23 protein-coding genes are annotated in these 20,638 nt (G+C 65.5%); 12 read left to right on the top strand and 11 right to left on the bottom strand.

Annotated features, from left to right (window positions below):
- Window positions 1-6 precede the first annotated feature (6 nt).
- From U5N23_RS18180 to U5N23_RS18160, 5 genes are all read right to left on the bottom strand, one after another.
- Window positions 7-840, bottom strand: coding sequence for a DMT family transporter (locus U5N23_RS18180; RefSeq protein ID WP_322594154.1), 834 nt, complete (start codon window positions 838-840; stop codon window positions 7-9).
- A gap of 67 nt (window positions 841-907) precedes the next feature.
- On the bottom strand, window positions 908-1,612 hold the full coding sequence (locus U5N23_RS18175; protein WP_322594153.1) for an AraC family transcriptional regulator: 705 nt from the start codon (window positions 1,610-1,612) through the stop codon (window positions 908-910).
- A gap of 32 nt (window positions 1,613-1,644) precedes the next feature.
- A complete protein-coding gene (lipA, locus tag U5N23_RS18170) occupies window positions 1,645-2,625 on the bottom strand; it encodes a lipoyl synthase (protein ID WP_322594152.1) in 981 nt (326 codons plus the stop codon).
- A gap of 14 nt (window positions 2,626-2,639) precedes the next feature.
- Window positions 2,640-3,278: a lipoyl(octanoyl) transferase LipB gene (gene lipB, locus U5N23_RS18165; protein WP_322594519.1), complete on the bottom strand. Its 639-nt coding sequence runs from the start codon at window positions 3,276-3,278 to the stop codon at window positions 2,640-2,642.
- 61 nt (window positions 3,279-3,339) lie between these two features.
- Window positions 3,340-3,660, bottom strand: a complete 321-nt coding sequence (locus U5N23_RS18160; protein ID WP_322594151.1) for a YbeD family protein — start codon at window positions 3,658-3,660, stop codon at window positions 3,340-3,342.
- A 273-nt stretch (window positions 3,661-3,933) separates the two neighbouring features.
- On the opposite strand from U5N23_RS18160, the gene U5N23_RS18155 reads away from it, so the two are divergent.
- The 9 genes from U5N23_RS18155 to U5N23_RS18115 all read left to right on the top strand — a co-directional run bounded on the left by U5N23_RS18155 (window position 3,934) and on the right by U5N23_RS18115 (window position 11,114).
- Window positions 3,934-4,407 carry an ATP synthase subunit I gene (locus U5N23_RS18155; protein WP_322594150.1) on the top strand — a complete coding sequence of 158 codons (474 nt, stop codon included), beginning with the start codon at window positions 3,934-3,936 and terminating at the stop codon, window positions 4,405-4,407.
- Between the two features lie 19 nt (window positions 4,408-4,426).
- On the top strand, window positions 4,427-5,305 hold the full coding sequence (gene atpB, locus U5N23_RS18150; protein ID WP_322594149.1) for a F0F1 ATP synthase subunit A: 879 nt from the start codon (window positions 4,427-4,429) through the stop codon (window positions 5,303-5,305).
- A 59-nt stretch (window positions 5,306-5,364) separates the two neighbouring features.
- On the top strand, window positions 5,365-5,634 hold the full coding sequence (gene atpE / locus U5N23_RS18145; protein ID WP_007847749.1) for a F0F1 ATP synthase subunit C: 270 nt from the start codon (window positions 5,365-5,367) through the stop codon (window positions 5,632-5,634).
- A 34-nt stretch (window positions 5,635-5,668) separates the two neighbouring features.
- Entirely contained in the window at window positions 5,669-6,139 is a 471-nt protein-coding gene (locus tag U5N23_RS18140) for a F0F1 ATP synthase subunit B (RefSeq protein ID WP_007847746.1), read from the top strand.
- A gap of 10 nt (window positions 6,140-6,149) precedes the next feature.
- Entirely contained in the window at window positions 6,150-6,692 is a 543-nt protein-coding gene (locus U5N23_RS18135) for a F0F1 ATP synthase subunit delta (protein WP_322594148.1), read from the top strand.
- A 42-nt stretch (window positions 6,693-6,734) separates the two neighbouring features.
- Entirely contained in the window at window positions 6,735-8,288 is a 1,554-nt protein-coding gene (gene atpA, locus U5N23_RS18130) for a F0F1 ATP synthase subunit alpha (protein ID WP_322594147.1), read from the top strand.
- A gap of 18 nt (window positions 8,289-8,306) precedes the next feature.
- Window positions 8,307-9,173, top strand: a complete 867-nt coding sequence (gene atpG / locus U5N23_RS18125) for a F0F1 ATP synthase subunit gamma (protein WP_322594146.1) — start codon at window positions 8,307-8,309, stop codon at window positions 9,171-9,173.
- 33 nt (window positions 9,174-9,206) lie between these two features.
- On the top strand, window positions 9,207-10,613 hold the full coding sequence (gene atpD, locus U5N23_RS18120) for a F0F1 ATP synthase subunit beta (protein ID WP_305743730.1): 1,407 nt from the start codon (window positions 9,207-9,209) through the stop codon (window positions 10,611-10,613).
- 84 nt (window positions 10,614-10,697) lie between these two features.
- The gene (locus U5N23_RS18115; RefSeq protein WP_057203545.1) at window positions 10,698-11,114 is read left to right on the top strand and encodes a F0F1 ATP synthase subunit epsilon; all 417 of its coding nucleotides are present in this window, start codon (window positions 10,698-10,700) and stop codon (window positions 11,112-11,114) included.
- 78 nt (window positions 11,115-11,192) lie between these two features.
- On the opposite strand, the gene U5N23_RS18110 is transcribed toward U5N23_RS18115, so the two are convergent.
- From U5N23_RS18110 to U5N23_RS18100, 3 genes are all read right to left on the bottom strand, one after another.
- On the bottom strand, window positions 11,193-12,029 hold the full coding sequence (locus tag U5N23_RS18110; RefSeq protein ID WP_322594145.1) for a hypothetical protein: 837 nt from the start codon (window positions 12,027-12,029) through the stop codon (window positions 11,193-11,195).
- Window positions 12,030-12,231: 202 nt separating this feature from the next.
- Window positions 12,232-12,525, bottom strand: a complete 294-nt coding sequence (locus U5N23_RS18105; protein ID WP_322594144.1) for a DUF4148 domain-containing protein — start codon at window positions 12,523-12,525, stop codon at window positions 12,232-12,234.
- A 61-nt stretch (window positions 12,526-12,586) separates the two neighbouring features.
- A complete protein-coding gene (locus U5N23_RS18100) occupies window positions 12,587-12,880 on the bottom strand; it encodes a DUF4148 domain-containing protein (RefSeq protein WP_322594143.1) in 294 nt (97 codons plus the stop codon).
- 379 nt (window positions 12,881-13,259) lie between these two features.
- On the opposite strand from U5N23_RS18100, the gene U5N23_RS18095 reads away from it, so the two are divergent.
- The 3 genes from U5N23_RS18095 to U5N23_RS18085 are packed head-to-tail and all read left to right on the top strand — an operon-like array spanning window position 13,260 to window position 15,273.
- Window positions 13,260-13,709, top strand: a complete 450-nt coding sequence (locus tag U5N23_RS18095; protein WP_322594142.1) for a YybH family protein — start codon at window positions 13,260-13,262, stop codon at window positions 13,707-13,709.
- A 12-nt stretch (window positions 13,710-13,721) separates the two neighbouring features.
- A complete protein-coding gene (locus U5N23_RS18090; protein ID WP_322594141.1) occupies window positions 13,722-14,747 on the top strand; it encodes a YheT family hydrolase in 1,026 nt (341 codons plus the stop codon).
- Complete coding sequence (locus U5N23_RS18085) at window positions 14,740-15,273, top strand: DUF2946 family protein (protein WP_322594140.1); 534 nt, start codon at window positions 14,740-14,742, stop codon at window positions 15,271-15,273. The genes U5N23_RS18090 and U5N23_RS18085 overlap by 8 nt, the downstream gene beginning before the upstream one ends.
- 60 nt (window positions 15,274-15,333) lie before the next feature.
- Here the strand turns inward: U5N23_RS18085 and U5N23_RS18080 are convergent, their stop codons facing one another.
- The 3 genes from U5N23_RS18080 to U5N23_RS18070 form a co-directional block, all read right to left on the bottom strand.
- Window positions 15,334-15,900 (bottom strand): c-type cytochrome, encoded by a 567-nt coding sequence (locus U5N23_RS18080; RefSeq protein ID WP_322594139.1) that lies wholly within the window; start codon window positions 15,898-15,900, stop codon window positions 15,334-15,336.
- 153 nt (window positions 15,901-16,053) lie between these two features.
- On the bottom strand, window positions 16,054-17,490 hold the full coding sequence (locus tag U5N23_RS18075) for an efflux transporter outer membrane subunit (protein ID WP_322594138.1): 1,437 nt from the start codon (window positions 17,488-17,490) through the stop codon (window positions 16,054-16,056).
- A complete protein-coding gene (locus tag U5N23_RS18070) occupies window positions 17,483-20,638 on the bottom strand; it encodes an efflux RND transporter permease subunit (protein ID WP_322594137.1) in 3,156 nt (1,051 codons plus the stop codon). Before U5N23_RS18070 ends, U5N23_RS18075 begins: the two co-directional genes overlap by 8 nt.

Below are 20,638 nucleotides of genomic sequence, written 5' to 3'. Positions count from 1 at the left end.
AGGACCCTACTTCACGCGCATGCCCAAGATGGCCGCACTGATGATCAGGACCGTGGCCAGGGCGATGCTGGCGCTGAACGCGCGGCCGCTCACCACGATCAGCAGGGCGGTCGAAGCCAGCGGCGTGATGTAGCTCAGTATGCCGATGTGCCGGGCATCGCCCAGCTTGAGCGCCTTGTCCCACAGGAAGAACGAGGCACCGAGCGGCCCCAGGCCCATCACGGCCAGCAGCAGCCAGTCGCGCGAGGCAAGGGTTGCCGCAGGCTCCAGCGCCACGTGGCACAGCAGCGAGAGCACGCCCGAGACCAGGCCGAACAGGCCGATGGCCGTGGTCGGAAACGCGGCGACGCGCTTGGTCATCAGCGAATAGGTGGCCCAGATCAGCGCCGCCGCGAAAGCCGGCACATAGCCCCAGGCCAGCGTGCCACTCAATTCGCGCCCACCCACGATGGCGATGGCCGCGCCGCCGAAGCCCAGCAATGCCGCGAGCACATGCGGCCAGCGCAGCGATACGCCGGGCAGCACCACGGGCGTGAGCACCACGATGAACAGCGGCCACAGGTAGTTGACCAGGTTGGCCTCCACCGGCGGCGCATGGCGCAACGCGATGAACAGCAGAAAGTGGTAGGCGAACAAGCCGTACACCCCCAGGGCCAGCGTGCGCAGCGGAATGCGCCACTGCGACGGGTCGCGCAGCACGAAGGGCCAGGCGGGAATGCTGCCGATGATGAGGGCAATGCCCGTCAGCAGGAACGGGGGCACGTGGGCGAGCGAAACACCCAGCGAGGCGAGGGAGGCCCACAGCGCGATGGCGCCCAGGGCATGGAGATTGGCTTGCATGCGGGCACTGTAAGCGCGCCGGGTATCGCGCAACGACGGAGCATCGTCGCAGCCCTGCGGTCCGGCATCAGCCCCGGCGCAGCGCAGCCGTCAGGGCCGATGGCGATCGGTAGCCGGTGCGCCGCGCCACCTCGGCCACGGCCATGCCGCCTGAGCGCAGCAATCGCGCATGCCCGAGCCGCTGGCTGCGCAGCCAGGCCATCGCGCCCTGGCCCTGCTCCTCGCGGCAGCGCGCAGCGAACTGGCTGGGGCTCAGGTGCACCTTCTGCGCCATGTCCGCCACCGACAGCGGGCGGTGCCAATGCAGTGCGGCCCATTCGCGCAGCGCCGGCCAGTCGATGGCGCGGCGGCGCGCACCGGCATCCGGCGGCTGGGGTATCCAAGGGGAGGAGGGCTGCCAGGCCTCCAGCAGCAGCGCGGGCCCATGGGCCTGGGCCAGGGGGTGGCCCTGCTGCAGGGCGCTGGCGAGATAGCGGGCCAGGGTCAGCGCCGGGGGCGGTGGTGCGCTTTGCAGTGCAGGGGCGGAGCAGTGCGTCCAGCCCATGTCGCTGCTGTCCAGCACCAGGCACAGGCTGCCGCCGCTGGCCTCGAAATCATGGCGCGCACCGGGTGCGATCACGCAGCCGCTGCCGGTGGCCACGCGCATGCCGCGCCCGTCGATCTCCAGCTCCAGCGCGCCGGCCAGGCCCAGCAGCACCTGGAAATGTTCGTGGCTGTGGCTGCCGGGGGAGGGGCCGTACTGGCGCAGCGAGAGCGAGCCGGCGCTGTCCATGGGCCGGGGGCGCGTTGGCGGCGCAGCGGGGCCTACACGCCGGCGGCGTGCGCCTGCTGGTCGGCGTGGTAACTGCTGCGCACCATGGCACCCACGGCGGCGTGGCTGAAGCCCATCTTGTAGGCCTCTTCCTCGAACATCTTGAAGGTGTCGGGGTGCACGTAGCGGCGCACGGGCAGGTGGCTGTTGCTGGGCGACAGGTACTGGCCGATGGTCAGCATGTCGATGTCGTGCGCGCGCATGTCGCGCATCACCTGCAGGATCTCTTCGTCCGTCTCACCCAGGCCCACCATGATGCCGCTCTTGGTCGGCACCTTGGGGTGCAGGGCCTTGAACTTCTTGAGCAGGTTCAGGCTGAACTGGTAGTCGGAGCCTGGGCGCGCTTCCTTGTACAAGCGCGGCGCGGTTTCCAGGTTGTGGTTCATCACGTCGGGCGGCGCGGCCTTCAGGATCTCGAGCGCGCGGTCGTCGCGGCCGCGGAAGTCGGGCACCAGGATCTCGATCTGCGTGAGCGGCGAGAGCTCGCGGATGTTCTGGATGCATTCCACGAAGTGGCCGCTGCCGCCATCGCGCAGGTCGTCGCGGTCGACGCTGGTGATCACCACGTACTTCAGGCGCAACTGGGCGATGGTCTTGGCCAGGTTCAGCGGCTCGTCCTTGTCCAGCGGGTCGGGGCGGCCGTGGCCCACGTCGCAGAACGGGCAGCGGCGGGTGCACTTGTCGCCCATGATCATGAAGGTGGCCGTGCCCTTGCCGAAGCACTCGCCGATGTTGGGGCAGGAGGCCTCCTCGCACACCGTGTGCAGATTGTTCTGGCGCAGGATGTCCTTGATCTCGTAGAAGCGCGTGGTGGGCGAGCCAGCCTTGACGCGGATCCACTCGGGCTTCTTGAGCACCTCACCCTGTTCGACCTTGATCGGAATGCGCGACAGCTTGGCCGCAGCCTTCTGCTTGGCCAGCGGGTTGTAGGCTTCGGTGGACTGCGCTTCGCGGACGACGTCGGTGGTGCTCATGGCTTGGTAGCGGTTCAGGGAGACAGGCGGATGCCGAGCTGCTGGCCCAGCACCTTGGCGGCATCGTCCCAGGTGGTTTGGACCCCGATTGTAGAAAGGTCCACGGTTTGCAGTCCCGCGTAGCCGCAAGGGTTGATACGGCCGAAGGGTTCCAGGTCCATCGCCACGTTCAGCGCAGCGCCGTGGTAAGTGCTGTGGCGGCTGACCTTGATGCCCAGTGCGGCGATTTTTCCCAGGCCTGTGAAATCGGGCTCGACCGACCCTGTGCCGTCCCGCTTTTGCGGGCGCTGGGGCAGCAGGGCGTGGCTGTGCGGGTCATCCAGGCGCACATAGATGCCGGGCGCGCCGGCCACGCGGTGGCCCGTGACGCCGAAGTGCGCGAGCGTGCGGATCAGCGCTTCTTCCACCCGGTAAACATATTCCTTGACGTAGTAGCCAGCGCGCTGCAGGTCGATGAGTGGGTAGGCCACCACCTGGCCCGGCCCGTGGAAGGTGACCTGGCCGCCCCGGTTGGTGGGCACCACCGGAATCGCGCCGGGATTGAGCAGGTGATCGCTCTTGCCGGCCAGGCCCTGCGTGTAGAGCGCGTCGTGCTCGCACAGCCACAGGGCATCGGGCGTGTCTGCCGTGCGCGTGGCCGTGTACTCCTGCATGGCCTGCACCGTGGCGGCATAGTCCACCCGACCGAGCGTGCGCAGATCGATGGCCACGGCCTTACAGCACGACCTTGACCAGGGGGTGCGAGGAGAGCGCGCGGTACAGGTCGTCGAGCTGCTCGCGGCTGGTGGCCGTGACGGTGACGGTAACTCCGAGGTAATTGCCCTTGCTGCTGTCGCGCAGTTCAATGGTGGCGGGGTCGAAGGCAGGGTCGTACTGGCGGGCCAGCTCGGTGACCGCATGGACGAAGCCGTCCACCTTCGCGCCCATGACCTTGATCGGGAACTTCGAGGGGTACTCGATCAGCGAGTCCTTGCGGGTGTCCGCAGCGCTCGAGTCGAGGATGGTGAGGTTGGGCGGCAAAGGAGAAGACGTCATGTGCAGGTGCTTCGGTTTTTGGTGGCGGTGCCAGCGGGGCCATTGTGCGACAAGCCCTTCGCACTGTCGTGGATCTGTCACACGGATGTGCGCCTTTTCGGTGCATAACCGGGGGCGTGGCGCTATGGAAGGCGTTGGCGGGTCACCACAAAGGTGCTGGCGCGCAGGCGGCATTCAGACCTTGATTGCAGGTCTTTGTCGTTCGCCACGGGTTTTTACTTATAATTAGAGGCTTTGTGAAATTCGCAGTCTGTAACATGGGCGTTACCAACAATGAAAACAATCGCCCCTGAGACTGAAACTGAGGCTGAAGATTCTGACTTCAAGCCCCTGTCCGCGCAGGAAGCGGACCAGTGGCGCAGCCGCAACCCTCCCGTCTCGATGTGGAAGGTGGTGGCAGGTCAGGCGCTCGTCGGCGTGCTCGTGGCCCTGGTGGCCTGGGGGCTGACGGGCAGGACCGAGGTGGGCTGGTCTGCCGCCTACGGCGCGCTTGCAGTGGTGGCTCCGGCCGCATTGTTTGCCCGCGGTATGTCGCGCCAGATGGCGTCCGGGAAGGCCGGCGCTTCCATGGCGGGGTTCTTTGGTTGGGAGATGGCCAAGATCGTGTTCACCATCGCACTGCTGGCGGCAGCCCCCTGGGTTGTGCCGGGGCTGGTATGGCTGGCCTTGTTGGCGGGCATGGTGGTCACGATGAAAACGTATTGGGTCGCGCTCATGGTGCGGCCTGGTGTCCGAAAAACCGATTGATATAGAGAAGAGTTGTCCGATGGCCGCAGAAGCGCACGCTCCGACTGCAAGTGAATACATCGTTCACCACCTGCAGCATCTTCAAAACGTCAACCAGACCAAGATTGTTGACTTCACTGTCATCAACTATGACTCGATCATCGTGGGTTTGGTTCTGGGCGCCCTGACCCTTTTGATTCTGTGGTCCGCTGCGCGCAAGGCGACTTCCGGCGTGCCCGGCCGCTTCCAGGCTGCGGTGGAAATGCTGGTCGAGATGGTGGACAACCAGGCCAAGGCCAACATCCACAACGCCGAGAGCCGCAAGTTCATCGCTCCCCTGGGCCTGACGGTGTTCGTCTGGATCTTCCTGATGAATTTCATGGACATGCTGCCCGTGGACCTGCTGCCCGCCATCTGGGCCCAGATCTACGGCGCTGCCGGCCATGACCCGCACCACGCCTACCTGCGCGTCGTGCCCACGGCCGACCTCTCCACCACCCTGGGCCTGGCATTCGCCATCCTGATCCTGCGCTTCTGGTACAGCGTGAAGATCAAGGGCGTCGGCGGCTGGGGCCATGAACTCGTGTCGGCCCCGTTCGGCACCAGCAAGAATCCCATCTTCGCCCTGATCCTGGGCGTGGTGAACCTGCTGATGCAGGTCATTGAATATGTCGCCAACACCGTCTCGCATGGCATGCGGTTGTTCGGCAACATGTACGCCGGCGAACTGGTGTTCATGCTGATCGCCCTGATGGGTGGTGCGGCTGCACTGTCGCTGTCGGGTGTGCTGCTGCCTGTGGGCCACGTCATCGCTGGCACCATCTGGACGCTGTTCCACATTCTGGTGATCTCGCTGCAGGCCTTCATTTTCATGATGCTTGCGCTGATCTACCTCGGTCAGGCGCACAACGCGCACTAACGGTTCCCTTTCGTTTCTCTTTCCTTTTCAACCTTTCTTTTTTTAACTCAGGAGTCATCATGGAAAACATTCTCGGTCTCGTCGCTCTGGCTTGTGGTCTGATCGTTGGCCTCGGCGCTATCGGCGCTTCCATCGGTATCGCACTGATGGGTGGCAAGTTCCTCGAATCGTCGGCACGTCAGCCTGAGCTGATCAACGAACTGCAAACCAAGATGTTCATCTTGGCCGGTCTGATCGACGCTGCTTTCCTGATCGGTGTGGCCATCGCCCTGCTGTTCGCTTTCGCCAACCCCTTCGCTTCCACGTTCTTGGCCAACCTGCCCAAGTAATTCCCACTCAACGCCACTCTAGAAAGGTGTTGCCGTGAGTATCAACGCGACCCTGTTCATTCAGGCCATCGTCTTCCTGATCCTGGTGTGGTTCACGATGAAATTCGTGTGGCCCCCGATCGCGAAGGCGTTGGATGAACGAGCCCAGAAAATCGCCGAAGGCCTCGCTGCTGCCGACCGTGCCAAGTCCGAGCTGACCGCTGCCAACCAGCGCGTCGAGAAGGAACTGTCACAGGCACGCAACGAAACGGCTTCGCGTCTTGCGGACGCCGACCGACGTGCCCAGGCCATCATCGAAGAAGCCAAGGCACGCGCCACGGAAGAAGGCAACAAGATCGTTGCCTCCGCCCGTGCCGAAGCCGAGCAGCAAACGGTGCAAGCCCGCGAGGCCCTGCGTGAGCAGGTCGCCGCGCTGGCCGTCAAGGGTGCTGAGCAGATTCTCCGCAAGGAAGTCAATGCCGGCGTTCACGCCGACCTGCTCAACCGCCTGAAGACCGAGCTGTAAGGGGACACACATGGCTGAACTCGCCACCATTGCCCGCCCTTACGCCGAAGCCCTGTTCAAGGCCGCTACTGCGGGTGCGGGCATGGACCTGGCCAGCACCGCTGACTGGGTCGATGAACTGGCGGCCATTGCCGCCAACCCCCAGTTGCGTCAGCTGGCAGACAGCCCCAAGGTGACGGCAGACCAGGTGTTTGCCGTCGTCACGGGTGTTGCGCGTTCGGCGCTGTCCGATACGGCCAAGAACTTCCTGCGCACGGTCATCGACAACGGGCGCCTGAACGCGCTGCCGGAAGTCGCCGTGCAATTCCGTGCCCTCGTGAATCGCCGCAGCGGCTCTTCGGATGCCGTGGTGCACAGCGCCTTCCCGATGGACGCCGCAGCGCTGGCTGAGGTCGGCTCGGCGCTCGACAAGCGCTTCGGCCGCAAGCTCAACCTCACCGTTCAGCTGGACCCGTCCCTGATCGGTGGCATTCGCGTAGTGGTGGGTGACGAGGTGCTGGACACTTCGGTCAAGGCCCGTCTTGAACAAATGAAAGCGGCCCTCACCGCGTAACGCGCGGCGAGGACAGCGAACCAAAGAAAGAAGGAAAGAGTCATGCAACTCAATCCCGCAGAAATTTCTGAACTCATCAAGAGCCGCATCGAAGGTCTGGCCGCCAGCAGCGATATCCGCAACCAGGGTACCGTGGTGTCCGTGTCCGACGGTATCGTGCGCGTGCACGGCCTGTCGGACGTGATGGCCGGTGAAATGCTCGAGTTCCCCGCCACCAAGGACGGCCAGCCCTCCTTCGGCCTGGCCCTGAACCTCGAGCGCGACTCCGTCGGCGCCGTGATTCTGGGTGAGTACGAACACATCTCCGAAGGCGACACCGTCAAGTGCACGGGCCGCATTCTGGAAGTGCCGGTCGGTCCCGAACTGATCGGCCGCGTGGTGAACGCCCTGGGCCAGCCTATCGACGGCAAGGGCCCCATCAACGCCAAGCTCACCGACGTGATCGAAAAGGTCGCTCCGGGCGTGATCGCCCGTAAATCGGTGGACCAACCTCTGCAGACCGGCCTGAAGTCCATCGACTCCATGGTGCCCGTGGGCCGTGGCCAGCGCGAGCTGATCATCGGTGACCGCCAGACCGGCAAGACGGCCGTGGCCATCGACGCCATCATCGCCCAGAAGGGCCAGGGCGTCAGCTGCATCTACGTCGCCATCGGCCAGAAGGCTTCGTCGATCAAGAACGTGGTGCGCGCACTGGAACAAGCCGGTGCCATGGACTACACGATCGTGGTGGCCGCATCGGCCTCCGAATCTGCAGCCATGCAGTACGTGTCGGCCTACTCGGGCTGCACGATGGGCGAGTACTTCCGCGACCGCGGCCAGGACGCCCTGATCGTTTATGACGACCTGTCCAAGCAGGCTGTGGCCTACCGCCAGGTTTCGCTGCTGCTGCGCCGCCCACCAGGCCGCGAAGCCTATCCCGGCGACGTGTTCTATCTCCACAGCCGCCTGCTCGAGCGCGCAGCCCGCGTGAACGCCGACTATGTCGAAGCCTTCACCAAGGGTGAAGTCAAGGGCAAGACCGGTTCGCTGACGGCACTGCCCATCATCGAAACGCAAGCCGGCGACGTGTCCGCCTTCGTTCCGACCAACGTGATCTCGATCACGGACGGCCAGATCTTCCTGGAAACCAGCCTGTTCAACGCCGGTATCCGCCCCGCCATCAACGCCGGTATCTCGGTGTCGCGCGTCGGTGGTGCTGCCCAGACCAAGCTGGTGAAGAACCTGTCCGGCGGTATCCGTACCGACCTGGCCCAGTACCGTGAACTGGCTGCGTTCGCGCAGTTCGCTTCCGACCTGGACGAAGCCACCCGCAAGCAGCTGGACCGCGGTGCCCGCGTGACCGAACTGCTCAAGCAGGCACAGTACAGCCCCCTGTCCATCTCGCTGATGGGCGCGACGCTGTTCGCTGTGAACAAGGGCTTCATGGACGACATCGACGTCAAGAAGGTTCTCGACTTCGAACACGGCCTGCACCAGTTCCTGAAGACCAGCCACGCCGCACTGCTGGCCAAGCTGGAACAGGCCAAGGCCATGGACAAGGATGCTGAAGCCGAATTGACCGCCGCTGTCGCCGCGTTCAAGAAGTCGTTCGCTTAAACCGGACGAGGAGCCATCATGGCAGCAGGCAAGGAAATACGCGGCAAGATCAAATCGGTGGAAAACACCAAGAAGATCACCAAGGCCATGGAGATGGTGGCTGCATCCAAAATGCGCAAGGCGCAGGAACGGATGCGGTCTGCCCGCCCCTACAGCGAGAAGATCCGCAACATTGCAGCCAACCTCGGCCACGCCAATCCGGAGTATGTGCACCCGTTCATGAAAGTGAACGATGCCAAGACGGCCGGCGTGATCGTGGTGACGACCGACAAGGGCCTGTGCGGTGGCATGAACACCAACGTGCTGCGCATCGTGACGGCCAAGCTGCGTGAGCTGCAGGTCGCCGGCGTGTCCACCGAGGCGGTTGCCATCGGCAACAAGGGCCTGGGTTTCCTGAACCGTGTCGGTGCCAAGGTGGTTTCGCACGTGACGGGCCTGGGCGACAAGCCCCACCTGGACAAGCTGATCGGCCCTGTGAAGGTGCTGCTCGACGCCTACGCAGAAGGCAAGATCAACGCGGTGTACCTGAGCTACACCAAGTTCATCAACACCATGAAGCAGGAATCGGTGGTGGAGCAGTTGCTTCCCCTGTCGTCCGAGCAGATGCAGGCCGAGAAGACCGAACATGGCTGGGACTACATCTACGAGCCCGATGCACAGACCGTGATCGACGATCTGCTGGTCCGCTATGTCGAGTCCCTGATCTACCAGGCGGTTGCGGAAAACATGGCGTCCGAGCAGTCGGCACGCATGGTGGCCATGAAGGCCGCCACCGACAACGCCGGCAGCGTCATTGGCGAGTTGAAGCTGGTCTACAACAAGACGCGCCAGGCAGCGATCACGAAAGAACTTTCGGAAATCGTGGCTGGCGCCGCTGCTGTGTAAGCAGCTCAACCAACATCTAAATTGGAGCGAAAAATGGCTCAAGTGCAAGGCAAGATTGTTCAATGTATCGGCGCGGTGGTGGACGTTGAGTTCCCACGTGACCAGATGCCCAAGATTTACGACGCTCTGAAGCTCGAAGGTTCCAACCTGACGCTGGAAGTGCAGCAGCAGCTGGGCGACGGCGTGGTGCGTACGATTGCGCTGGGTTCGTCCGACGGCCTGCGCCGCGGCCTCATGGTGACCAACACCGGCAACGCCATCACCGTGCCCGTGGGCAAGGCGACGCTGGGCCGCATCATGGACGTGCTGGGTGCGCCCATCGACGAACGTGGTCCCGTGAGCCAGGAACTGACGGCATCCATCCACCGCAAGGCCCCTGCGTACGACGAGCTGTCGCCTTCGCAAGAGCTGCTGGAAACCGGCATCAAGGTGATCGACCTGGTGTGCCCGTTCGCCAAGGGCGGCAAGGTGGGTCTGTTCGGTGGCGCCGGCGTGGGCAAGACCGTGAACATGATGGAACTCATCAACAACATCGCCAAGGCCCACTCGGGTCTGTCGGTGTTCGCTGGTGTGGGCGAGCGTACCCGCGAAGGGAACGACTTCTACCATGAAATGGCCGATTCCGGCGTGGTGAATCTGGAGAAGCTCGAAGAGTCCAAGGTCGCCATGGTGTACGGCCAGATGAACGAGCCCCCAGGCAACCGTCTGCGCGTGGCGCTGACCGGCCTGACCATCGCCGAGTCCTTCCGTGACGAAGGCCGTGACGTGCTGTTCTTCGTGGACAACATCTACCGCTACACGCTGGCCGGTACCGAAGTGTCCGCTCTGCTGGGCCGCATGCCTTCCGCCGTGGGCTACCAGCCTACGCTGGCCGAGGAAATGGGCCGCCTGCAAGAGCGCATCACCTCGACCAAGGTCGGTTCGATCACTTCCATCCAGGCCGTTTACGTGCCAGCCGATGACTTGACCGATCCTTCGCCCGCCACGACCTTTGCCCACTTGGACTCCACCGTGGTGCTGTCCCGTGACATCGCGTCGCTGGGTATCTACCCTGCGGTGGACCCGCTGGACTCCACCAGCCGCCAGCTGGACCCGAACGTCGTGGGCGAAGACCACTACGCCACGGCCCGTGCGGTGCAGGGCACGCTGCAGCGCTACAAGGAGCTGCGCGACATCATCGCCATTCTCGGCATGGACGAACTGGCTCCTGACGACAAGCTGGCCGTGGCCCGCGCGCGCAAGATCCAGCGTTTCCTGTCGCAGCCGTTCCATGTGGCCGAAGTGTTCACGGGCTCGCCAGGCAAGTACGTTCCCCTGTCCGAGACCATCCGTGGTTTCAAGATGATCGTCAGCGGCGAATGCGATCACCTGCCGGAACAGGCGTTCTACATGGTCGGCACCATCGACGAAGCCTTCGAAAAGGCCAAGAAGGTGGCCTGATTGCCCGGCGGCTGAGCAGCGCAATGGCGCTGCCCAGCCTTCCACTGCAATCGAGCAACCCATCCCCTTTTCCTAGGAGCAATGATGAACACCATCCACGTTGATGTGGTCAGTGCCGAAGAGTCCATCTTCTCCGGTGAAGCACGCTTTGTCGCGCTGCCTGGTGAGTCTGGCGAACTGGGCATCTTTCCCCGCCACACCCCGCTGATCACGCGCATCAAGCCGGGCTCGGTGCGCATCGAAATGGCCGACGGCCGCGAAGAGTTCGTGTTCGTGGCCGGTGGCATTCTGGAAGTGCAACCCAACCGCGTGACTGTGCTGTCCGACACCGCCATCCGTGGCAAGGACCTGGACGACGAGAAGGCCAACGCTGCCAAGGCATCTGCCGAGGAAGCGCTCAAGAACGCCAAGAGCGAGATCGACCTGGCCCGGGCCCAGTCCGAGCTGGCCGTCATGGCTGCGCAGATCGCAGCCCTGCGCAAGTTCCGCCAGAAGAAGTGAGAAGAGAAAACAAGTAAGCAAGCAAGCCCTCCAGATCCTTGCGGATCTGGCCTGAAAACCCGGCCTGGCCGGGTTTTTTTATGCCTGCGCGCCGCCGGGGCCCTGCACCAGTCGAATCGGCAGACCCTCACATGCCAGCGAAAGCATGTCCTCGGTGGTGCCTGCCTGCAGCAAGTGCCGGCTGCCAAGGAACGCGCGCGCTGCGGCCAACGAATGCACGCTGAACGTGAGCGAAGCGATGTGCAACTGTTCGGCAGAAAACAGCTCCAGCCCGACGCCGGGCGCGAGCGCAAGGGCCTGGCCGGGCAAGGAGCCACTGAGTGCCTGCCAGTGGCGCTGGTGTGCCGGCAGGTCCGGCGTGCCCATGTGCACCGTCTGCAGCCCGATCAGCCCCAGCGGGCCGCCGCCTTGTGCCTGCAGCACCTGCCTGTGCTGCGCGCGGCGCTGCGCTGGTGTGGCAGCTTCGTCCCAGGGGTAAATGCTTCCCCGGGGATCCCATTCGCAAAAGAACACGCAGCAGCCCGTGGCCGAGAGGTCGAGCAGGACACAGTTGGTGAAGTTTGTGACCACTTCTCCTTGGGGGTTGATGGTTTGGGCAGGGCGGGGCGATTTGCACTGGATCCCGAGGGCGGTGGTGTGCGCCATGGCCTGTGGCAAAGGGCCGGCGGGCTCGAGAGCGAACCCGTGCACGACTGGCGGCTGCGCATGGGGCGGCAGGTCGGCGTTGGACGCCGCCGCCCAGAACTCCAGGTCCGTGTTGCCCACGTGTACCCAGCCATAGGTGGCGAAGGCGGCGTGCTGCAATGGCCAGGCCACGGGCAATTCGAACACGCGGCTGAACAGATCGAACAAAGGCTCTGCGGCGCTAAGGCGCAGCATGATGTGGTCGATGGACCGGTAGGGCGGTGGTGGCATCGGGGGGCGTGTGCAGATGGCAGGCACAGCCATTGTGACCGGCTCCGCATTCGGCCGGAGACCTCCGGGCTCGGGTGAGCCATCACTTCCAGTTGTCAGCGCGTGGCCCCTGCCAGAAATGCAAAAGCCGGGACCCCTTGCGGAGTCCCGGCTTTCTTGCGCTGGGGCTGCAGTGCGGTCTGCAGCCTTGTCGCGCTGTGAATTACATCGAGCCGATTTCGCCCGAAGGGATCTGGCCCAGGCGCACGGCTTCGGCAGCGGCGGCACGCACGGCAGCACGGTCAGCCGTCGATTGGTAGGTCACGACGCGCGAGCCTGCTGGCTCGATGCTGCGCGTCTTAGCCACGGTGGCGGCTTCGGCAGCCACTTCGGCACGGGTGCGGTTCGTGTCGAACTTCAGGGCGAACTGCGAGCCATCGGCTTCGTCGGCATGGGCACCGAAAGCGGAGAAGGCAGCCACGGCAGCGATGGAGAGGAAACGTGCAGTCTTGTTCATGGTGATCTCGATTCTTTATTGGGTTTGACAGGGGGTCAGGGCAGTTCGATTTCGGGGCGGCTTACAGCGCGCCGATTTCGCCAAAAGAGATCTGGCCGGTGCGCACAGCGTCAGCAGCCTGGGCACGCACGGCAGCGCGGTCAGCAGTCGACTTGTAGGTCACGACGCGGGAGCCAGCAGGCTCGATGCTGCGGGTCTGGGCCACGGTAGCGGCCTCAGCGGCCACTTCGGCGCGGGTGCGGCTGGTTTCGAATTGGGTGGCGAATTGCGAAGCATCGGCTTCGTCGGCCTGGGCACCGAAAGAAGCGAAAGCGGCAACAGCGGCGATGGAGAGGAAACGTGCGGTCGTGTTCATGATGAAATCCTTGGAAGAAAAAAGTGACTCAAAAAACCGGGACAAAACCATTTCGAACCGGGTTCGGTGAGTCGCCTTGCGGGTTCGGCTCATCGATGGGTTGAACTGTACGCCGCAGGTGATCAAAGAAAAACCACCCAGTCGCGAACTAACTGTTCCAGTATTGGAAACAATGCGCCGGGAACTTTGGAGGGTTTACCCGTGCCCCAATCGAGCAATGGGTGCCTATGCGCCGCCAGGTACAGGAAAACCCGGTAGTGCCATCGGGACAATGCCGCAAGCTATCCACATGCGGCCCCTGGGGGGACGGCCCTTGCCGTGCCACAGGGGCAGTGGACCGCGCACAATAGGCGCACTGCCCACCATCCCCCCATTGCCCATGCCACGCGCACGACCCACAGCTGCCACCCTGGGCGGCTCTTCGGATGAAACCGAAGCCGCCTTCTACGACGCGCTCCAGCGCGGCGACATCGAACTGCTGATGTCGTGCTGGGCCGACGAAGAGGACATCGTCTGCGTGCACCCGGGCGGGCCCCGGCTGGTGGGTGCAGGGTCCATCCGCACGGCGTTCGAGGCCATGTTCGCCAACGGCACCGTGCGCGCCCGGCCGACCCAGGTGCGCCGCGTGCAGGCGTTGTCCAGCGCGGTGCACAGCGTGGCCGAGCATGTGGAGGTGATGCTGCCCGACGGCGTGCACCGGGCCATCGTGATCGCCACCAACGTGTACCACAAGACCCCCCAGGGCTGGCGCCTGGTGGTGCACCACGCCAGCGCAGGCGTGGTGGAGGATGTGCAGGCCATGCAGGCGCAGCAACCGGTGCTGCATTGACGCGTGTCTCCCATGCACTCCCTGCACTACACGGCCCCGCGGTGGCTGCCCGGCGGGCAGTTGCAGACCATCTGGCCCGCGCTGTACTCGCGCCGCGCGTTCGGCGTGCCGCCGCCCTACCGGCGCGAGCGCTGGGACACGCCCGACGGTGATTTCGTGGATGTGGATTTTCTGGACGACGGGGTGGCGCCCGGCGCGGAGCGACCCTTGCTGGTGGTGTTCCACGGCCTCGAAGGCTCCTCGCGCAGCCACTACAGCGAGGCCTTTGCCGACTTTGCGCGCGAGCGTGGCTGGGCCTGTGCGCTGCCGCATTTCCGTGGCTGCAGTGGGGAGATCAACCGGGCACCGCGCGCCTACCACTCGGGCGACCATGCCGAGATCGGCTGGATGCTGCAGCGCCTGCGCCGTGGGCACCAGGGGCCGCTGATGGCCGCAGGCGTGTCGCTGGGGGGCAACGCCCTACTGCGCTGGGCCGCCGAGGTGGGCGAGGAGGCTGGCCTCAGCGCCGACGCTGTCGCGGCCGTGTGCTCGCCCATCGATCTGGCCGCGGGTGGGCATGCGATCGGGCGTGGCTTCAACCGGCAGGTCTACACCCGCATGTTCATGCGCACGCTGGTCCCCAAGGCCTTGCAGAAGCTGGCCCAGCACCCCGGCCTGTTCGACCGCCAAGCCCTGCTGGCGGCGCGCGATCTGTACGAATTCGACAACGTCTTCACCGCGCCGGTGCATGGCTTTCGCAACACCGAGGACTACTGGCTGCGGGCTTCGGCCAAGCCGATGCTGCACCGCATCCGCATCCCGGCCCTGGTGGTGAACGCGCGCAACGACCCCTTCGTTCCGGCCAGCAGCCTGCCCAGGGTGAGCGAGGTGGGCCCGTGCGTCACCCTCTGGCAGCCCGCGCATGGCGGCCACGTGGGCTTTGCCAAGGGGCGGCTGCCGGGCCATGTGCGGGCCATGCCCGATAGCGTGGGCACCTGGCTCGCGGCGCAGGCTGACACGCAAAGCCGCGCAGCGGGGGCACAATTGCAGCATGGATGACATCGTCAAACAAGCCCTGGCCAAATGGCCCAACGTGCCCGACTGCTACGGCTGGCTGGGGCTGGACGCGCGCGGGCGCTGGTACATGCGCGACGACAGGACGCAGGCCGCCGGCCCCTTCCCCGAGGCCAAGGGCTCGCTGCTGCAGCACGAAAAGCTGATCGACTTCATCCACCGCAACTACGAGGCCGACGAAGCGGGGCAGTGGTTCTTCCAGAACGGGCCGCAGCGCGTGTATGTGGAGCTTGAGGCCACGCCGCTGGTCTGGCGCTTGGCGGCCGATGGGTCGGTGACCTCCCACACCGGCAAGCCCGCGACCGTGGAGCAGTGCCTGCTCGATGCGCAAGGCCGGGTTTACCTGGCCACGCCCCTGGGCCTGGGCCTCGTGCACACCCTGGACGTGGGGCTGGCCGCCGACGCCGTGGAGCAAGGACGCTGGACGCCGGCGGAGGTGCAGGCGCAGGAGCTGTCGGCCCGCTATGGCTTTGTGCCCAGCCCGGCAGCGCGGCACGCCACCCCCTCCTGACTGTCCACAAAAAAGCCGACCTCGCGGGGTCGGCTTTTTTTGGAAGCGCGTGCGCTGCGCTTACTGCGAGGCGCCCGATGCAGGGGCCGCAGCGGCCGACGCACCGTCACCTGCCGCAGAAGCTGCTGCCGCCGGGGCGGCAGGCTCATCGAACTTGGCACCCGCGGAATTGGCCATGAAGGCCACGGCGCGCGCGATCTCGGTGTCGCTGAAGTCGCCACCACCCTGGGGTGCCATGGCGCCCTTGCCCTTGAGGGCCGACTGCACCAGCGTTTCAAAGCCGGTCTGGATGCGGGCCGACCAGGCAGCGGCATCGCCAAACTTCGGTGCCCCGGCTGCACCGGTGGCGTGGCAGGCGGCGCACTGGGCCTTGTAGACGGCTTCGCCATTGGCCAGCGGCCGGTTGGCATCGCGCACCTCGACCATGCCCACCTTCTGGATGCGCGCGGCCGTTGCCTTCTGGGTGTCCACCGCGCCAGCGGCAGGTTTGTTGTCCGAGGTGACGTAGAGGACCAGGCCGATGATGGCAAAGATCGGAATCACAAACGAGGCAAGTACCGCGATCAGCAACTGCTTGGGGTTCTTGATCGGGCCGGTATGGGCTTCTTCGTGGTGGGTGTCGCTCATGACTTCCTCGGGTTTATCGTGGGGCTTTGATGCAATCAACCTTCAATTATATCTGCCGGTGCCCCCGGCCCTTGCAGCACGGGCGACCTGCGTGCCGAAAGGCAGAGAAAACATTTCCGGGCGGCACACCGCGGAAGGGGCCGCCCGGGGGGCTCAGGAGCCCGCAGCCGCCAGGGCCGCTGGTTCGGCCGTGGCGCCGCCGCCCAGGGCCTTGTACAGCACCACCTGGTTTTGCAGCTGGGCCAGTCGCACCTGCACCACACCTTGCTGGGTGGCGAACAGCGAGCGCTCGGCATCCAGCAGGTCCAGGTAGCTGGACACGCCGTTGCGGTAACGCAGGTCGGCCAGGCGCAGGCGGGCTTCCTCGGCCTCGGCCTGGCGCTGTTGGGCCTCGGACTGCTCGGCCAGGGTGGACTGTCCGGCCAGTGCGTCGGACACCTCGCGGAACGCCGTCTGAATGGCCTTCTCGTACTGCGCCACCGCGATGTTGCGCGCAGCCCGCGAGCTCTCCAGGTTGGCCTGGTTGCGGCCGGCGTCGAAGATCGGCAGCAGCAGCGAGGGCGCGATGGTGAAACCCCAGGAGCCGCTCTTGAACAGGCCCGACAGCTCACCGCTGGCCGTGCCAGCCTGTGCTGTCAGCGAGATGCGCGGGAAGAACGCGGCGCGTGCGGCGCCGATGTTGGCATTGGCGGCGATCAACTGCTGCTCGGCCTGGCGGATGTCGGGGCGCTGCGTGAGCAGCTCCGAAGGCAGGCCCGCAGGCAGGGCGGCCATGGCCGGCGCATTGGCCAGCGTGCTGCCCGCCAGGCTGGCCAGCACATCGGCCGGCACCGGCTGGCCCAGCAGCAGGGCCAGGGCGTTCTCGTCCAGCGCCCGCTGGCGCTGCTGTTGCGCCAGGGTGGCACGCGCTGCCTGGGTCAGCGACTCGGCCTGGCGGAAGTCGAGTTCCGAGGCCACGCCCGCATCCAGGCGCAGGCGCGTGAGGCGCACCGACTCCTCGCGCGAGGTCAGGGTGCGGCGCGAGAGCTTGAGCAGTTCTTCGTCGGCCAGCAGCGTCAGCCAGCCGTTGGCCACGGCCGCCACCAGGCTGACCTGGGCGGCGTTGCGGCCTTCCTCGCTGGCGAGGTACTGCGCCAGGGCCTGTTCCTTGAGGCTGGCGATGCGGCCGAAGAAGTCGATCTCCCAGGCCGAGAGGGCCAGGCCCACGCTGAACGAGTTGGTCAGGTCGCCATTGGAGGCCGAGGGCCCCCGGCTGGCATTGGCGCCCAGGCCCACGCTGGGGAACTGGTCGGCACGGCGGATCTGGAACTGCGCGCGTGCCTGCTCGATGTTGAGCGCGGCCACGCGCAGGTCGCGGTTGTTGGCCAGCGCCGCGCCGATCAGGGTCTGCAGACGCGGGTCGGCGAAGTAGTCCTTCCAGGGCACGGCGGCGGCGGCAGCGGTGCCGGCAGGCGTGGCCGCGCCCGCCGGGTAGGAGCCCGGCACGGGCGCTGCAGGGCGCTCGTACGTGGGAATGAAAGAGCAGCCGGAGAGCAGCAGCGCCACAGCGGCGGCCACAGCCAGGGGCAGGGGGGTACGTCGATCAGTCATGGGTTCCAACTCCTGCTTCTTCTGCATGGCGGCGGTTCATCTCCTGCTGGCGTGCGCTGCCCTTGAACAGGCTGCGCACCACCACGAAGAACACGGGCACGAAGAACACGGCCAGTGCCGTGCCGGTGATCATGCCGCCCAGCACGCCGGTGCCGATGGCGCGCTGGCTTGCCGAACCTGCGCCCGAGGCGATCGCCAGGGGCAGAACCCCCAGGCCAAAGGCCAGCGAGGTCATCACGATGGGGCGAAAGCGCAGGTGGGCTGCGGCCAAAGCCGACTCGACCACACCCCGGCCCTGGGCCTGCAGGTCCTTGGCGAACTCGATGATCAGGATGGCGTTCTTCGCGGACAAGCCGATGATGGTGATCAGCCCCACCTGGAAGTACACGTCGTTGGCATAGCCGCGCAGCAGGGTGGCCAGCAGCACGCCCAGCACACCGAGCGGCACCACCAGGATCACGGCCAGCGGGATCGACCAACTCTCGTACAGCGCGGCCAGGCACAGGAACACCGCCAGGATGGCAAAGCTGTACAGGATCAGCGACTGCGAGCCGGCGAGCTTTTCCTCGCGCGACATGCCCGTCCATTCATAGCCGAAGCCCGGTGGCAGCTGGGCCGCGAGCTTTTCCATCTCGGCCATCGCAGCGCCGGTGCTCATGCCGGGAGCGGGTGAGCCCGAGATGCGCACGGCAGGGTAGCCGTTGTAGCGCACGGTCTGCTGTGCCCCCTTGACCCAGCGCGTGCTGGCAAAGGCCGACAGCGGTACGGGCTTGCCCTGGCTGTTGCTGGCGTTGAGCTTGAGCAGATCGTCGGGCTGCATGCGCGCTGGCGCATCGGCCTGTACCACGACGCGTTGCAGACGGCCCTGGTTCGGGAAGTCGTTCACATAGGTGGAGCCCAGCGCGGTCGACAGCGTCGAGTTGATCGCGTCGAACGGCACGCCCAGGGCGTTGGCCTTGTCGCGGTCGATATCGATCTGCAGCTGTGGCGCGTCTTCCAGGCCGTCGGGGCGCACCTGGGTGATCACCTTGCTCTGCGAGGCCATGCCCAGCAACTGGTTGCGGGCGTTGATCAGGGCTTCATGCCCGGCGCCGCTGCGGTCCTGCAGGCGGAACGAGAAGCCGCTGGCGTTGCCGAGTTCCGGAATGGGCGGCGGGCTCAGCGGGAAGATGAAGGCATCGCGGATGCCCATCAGCCCGCCGAAGGCGCGGCCTGCCACGTCCTGGGCCGACTGGCCCGGGCCGTGGCGCTCTTTCCAGTCCTTCAAGGTCACGAAGGCGAGCGCGGCGTTCTGGCCCTGGCCGGAGAAGCTGAAGCCCAGCACGCCGACCATGCTCTGCACCTCGGGTTGCTTGAGGATGAACTCTTCGACCTGCTGCATCACGGCCAGCGTGCGCTCCTGGGTGGCCCCTGGTGGTAACTGCACGTTGACGATGATGTTGCCCTGGTCCTCGCCCGGCAGGAACGAGGTGGGCACGCGCATGTAGACCACCACCACGGCACCGATGATGGCCGCGTAGATGACCAGGTAGCGCGCCGCCTTGCGGAGCATGCGCGAGACCATGCCTTCATAGCCCTTGGCGGTGCGCGAGAAGCCCCGGTTGAACCAGCCGAAGAAGCCGCTCTTTTCATGGTGGTGGCCGGCTTCCACCGGCTTGAGCAAGGTGGCGCACAGGGCTGGCGTGAGCGACAGGGCCATGAAGGCCGAGAAGCCGATGGAGGTCACCATCACCGCCGAGAACTGGCGGAAGATGTTGCCGGTGGAGCCCGAGAAGAAGGCCAGCGGCACGAACACCGAGATCAGCACCACGGTCACGCCGATGATGGCGCCCGAGATCTGGCGCATGGCCTTGCGGGTGGCTTCCAGCGGCGGCAGGCCTTCCTCGCTCATGATGCGCTCGACGTTCTCCACCACCACGATGGCATCGTCCACCACGATACCGATCACCAGCACCATGCCGAACATGGTCAGCACGTTGATCGAGAAACCCAGCGCCAGCAGCGTGGCGAACGTGCCCAAGAGGGCGATGGGCACCACGATGGTCGGGATGATGGTGTAGCGCCAGTTCTGCAGGAACAGGAACATCACCAGGAACACCAGGGCCACGGCCTCCAGCAGCGTGATGGCGACCTGGGTGATGGAGATGTCCACGAAGCGCGAACTGTCGTAGGGGATGCTCCATTCCGTGCCTTCAGGGAAGAAGCGGGACAACTCGTCCATCTTCACGCGCACGGCCTTGGCGGCCTCCAGCGCATTGCCGCTCGGGGACAGTTGCACGCCGATACCCACGGCGGGCTTGCCGTTCAGGCGTGCCGAGGTGGAATAGGCCTGGCCCCCGAGTTCCACGCGCGCCACGTCCTTGAGGCGCACGGTGGAGCCATCGGTGTTGGCGCGCAGCACCACGTTGCCGAACTGCTCGACACTGGACAACTGGCCGTTGACCACCACCGTGGCGGCGATGCCCTGGCCGGCCACGTTGGGCAGGTCACCGATGGTGCCGCTGGCCACCTGGGCGTTCTGCGCCCGGATGGCCGCCGTGATCTCGGCCGACGACAGGTTGAAGCTGACCATCTTGGCCGGGTCGATCCAGATGCGCATGGAGCGCTCGGTACCGAACAGCTGCGCCTGGCCGATGCCGGGAAGGCGCTGCAGCTCGGGCACGATGTTGCGCGAGGCGTAGTCGCCCAGGGCCACGGTGTCCATCTTCGGGTTGGTCGACGAGAGCATCGTGAACAGCAGGAAGTTGGAGCGCGACTTGTCCACGCGCACGCCCTGCTGCGTCACGGCCGAGGGCAGCCGTGGCGAGGCGCGCGAGAGGCGGTTTTGCACGTCCACCTGTGCCAGCTCGGCATTGGTGCCGGGCTGGAAGCTCAGCGTGATGCTGCCCGAGCCATCGGCCTGGGCCACGGACTCCATGTAGATCAGGCCGGGTGAGCCGTTCATCTCGCGTTCGATGACGGACAGCACGCTGTCCTCCAGTGTCTGCGCCGAGGCACCGGGGTAGGCGGCATTGATGACGATCGATGGCGGTGCCACCGGCGGGTATTGCGCGATCGGCAGCTGCGTGATCGCCACGCCGCCCATCACCATGATGAACAGGGCGATCACCCACGCGAAGATCGGGCGGTCGATAAAGAACTTGGCCAT

The sequence above is a fragment of the Acidovorax sp. genome (assembly GCF_034519795.1).
In the GTDB taxonomy this organism is placed as follows: Bacteria; Pseudomonadota; Gammaproteobacteria; order Burkholderiales; family Burkholderiaceae_C; genus Acidovorax.
Note: the sequence above shows the minus strand (reverse complement) of the source record. Positions and strands in the feature narration are given on the sequence as shown.

Coding starts and splice junctions, on each gene's coding strand:
- U5N23_RS18180 (WP_322594154.1), bottom strand. CDS start 840: ATGCAAGCCAATCTCCATGCCCTGGGCGCCATCGCGCTGTGGGCCTCC.
- U5N23_RS18175 (WP_322594153.1), bottom strand. CDS start 1,612: ATGGACAGCGCCGGCTCGCTCTCGCTGCGCCAGTACGGCCCCTCCCCC.
- lipA (WP_322594152.1), bottom strand. CDS start 2,625: ATGAGCACCACCGACGTCGTCCGCGAAGCGCAGTCCACCGAAGCCTAC.
- lipB (WP_322594519.1), bottom strand. CDS start 3,278: ATGCAGGAGTACACGGCCACGCGCACGGCAGACACGCCCGATGCCCTG.
- U5N23_RS18160 (WP_322594151.1), bottom strand. CDS start 3,660: ATGACGTCTTCTCCTTTGCCGCCCAACCTCACCATCCTCGACTCGAGC.
- U5N23_RS18155 (WP_322594150.1), top strand. CDS start 3,934: ATGAAAACAATCGCCCCTGAGACTGAAACTGAGGCTGAAGATTCTGAC.
- atpB (WP_322594149.1), top strand. CDS start 4,427: ATGGCCGCAGAAGCGCACGCTCCGACTGCAAGTGAATACATCGTTCAC.
- atpE (WP_007847749.1), top strand. CDS start 5,365: ATGGAAAACATTCTCGGTCTCGTCGCTCTGGCTTGTGGTCTGATCGTT.
- U5N23_RS18135 (WP_322594148.1), top strand. CDS start 6,150: ATGGCTGAACTCGCCACCATTGCCCGCCCTTACGCCGAAGCCCTGTTC.
- atpA (WP_322594147.1), top strand. CDS start 6,735: ATGCAACTCAATCCCGCAGAAATTTCTGAACTCATCAAGAGCCGCATC.
- atpG (WP_322594146.1), top strand. CDS start 8,307: ATGGCAGCAGGCAAGGAAATACGCGGCAAGATCAAATCGGTGGAAAAC.
- atpD (WP_305743730.1), top strand. CDS start 9,207: ATGGCTCAAGTGCAAGGCAAGATTGTTCAATGTATCGGCGCGGTGGTG.
- U5N23_RS18115 (WP_057203545.1), top strand. CDS start 10,698: ATGAACACCATCCACGTTGATGTGGTCAGTGCCGAAGAGTCCATCTTC.
- U5N23_RS18110 (WP_322594145.1), bottom strand. CDS start 12,029: ATGCCACCACCGCCCTACCGGTCCATCGACCACATCATGCTGCGCCTT.
- U5N23_RS18105 (WP_322594144.1), bottom strand. CDS start 12,525: ATGAACAAGACTGCACGTTTCCTCTCCATCGCTGCCGTGGCTGCCTTC.
- U5N23_RS18100 (WP_322594143.1), bottom strand. CDS start 12,880: ATGAACACGACCGCACGTTTCCTCTCCATCGCCGCTGTTGCCGCTTTC.
- U5N23_RS18095 (WP_322594142.1), top strand. CDS start 13,260: ATGCCACGCGCACGACCCACAGCTGCCACCCTGGGCGGCTCTTCGGAT.
- U5N23_RS18090 (WP_322594141.1), top strand. CDS start 13,722: ATGCACTCCCTGCACTACACGGCCCCGCGGTGGCTGCCCGGCGGGCAG.
- U5N23_RS18085 (WP_322594140.1), top strand. CDS start 14,740: ATGGATGACATCGTCAAACAAGCCCTGGCCAAATGGCCCAACGTGCCC.
- U5N23_RS18080 (WP_322594139.1), bottom strand. CDS start 15,900: ATGAGCGACACCCACCACGAAGAAGCCCATACCGGCCCGATCAAGAAC.
- U5N23_RS18075 (WP_322594138.1), bottom strand. CDS start 17,490: ATGACTGATCGACGTACCCCCCTGCCCCTGGCTGTGGCCGCCGCTGTG.
- U5N23_RS18070 (WP_322594137.1), bottom strand. CDS start 20,638: ATGGCCAAGTTCTTTATCGACCGCCCGATCTTCGCGTGGGTGATCGCC.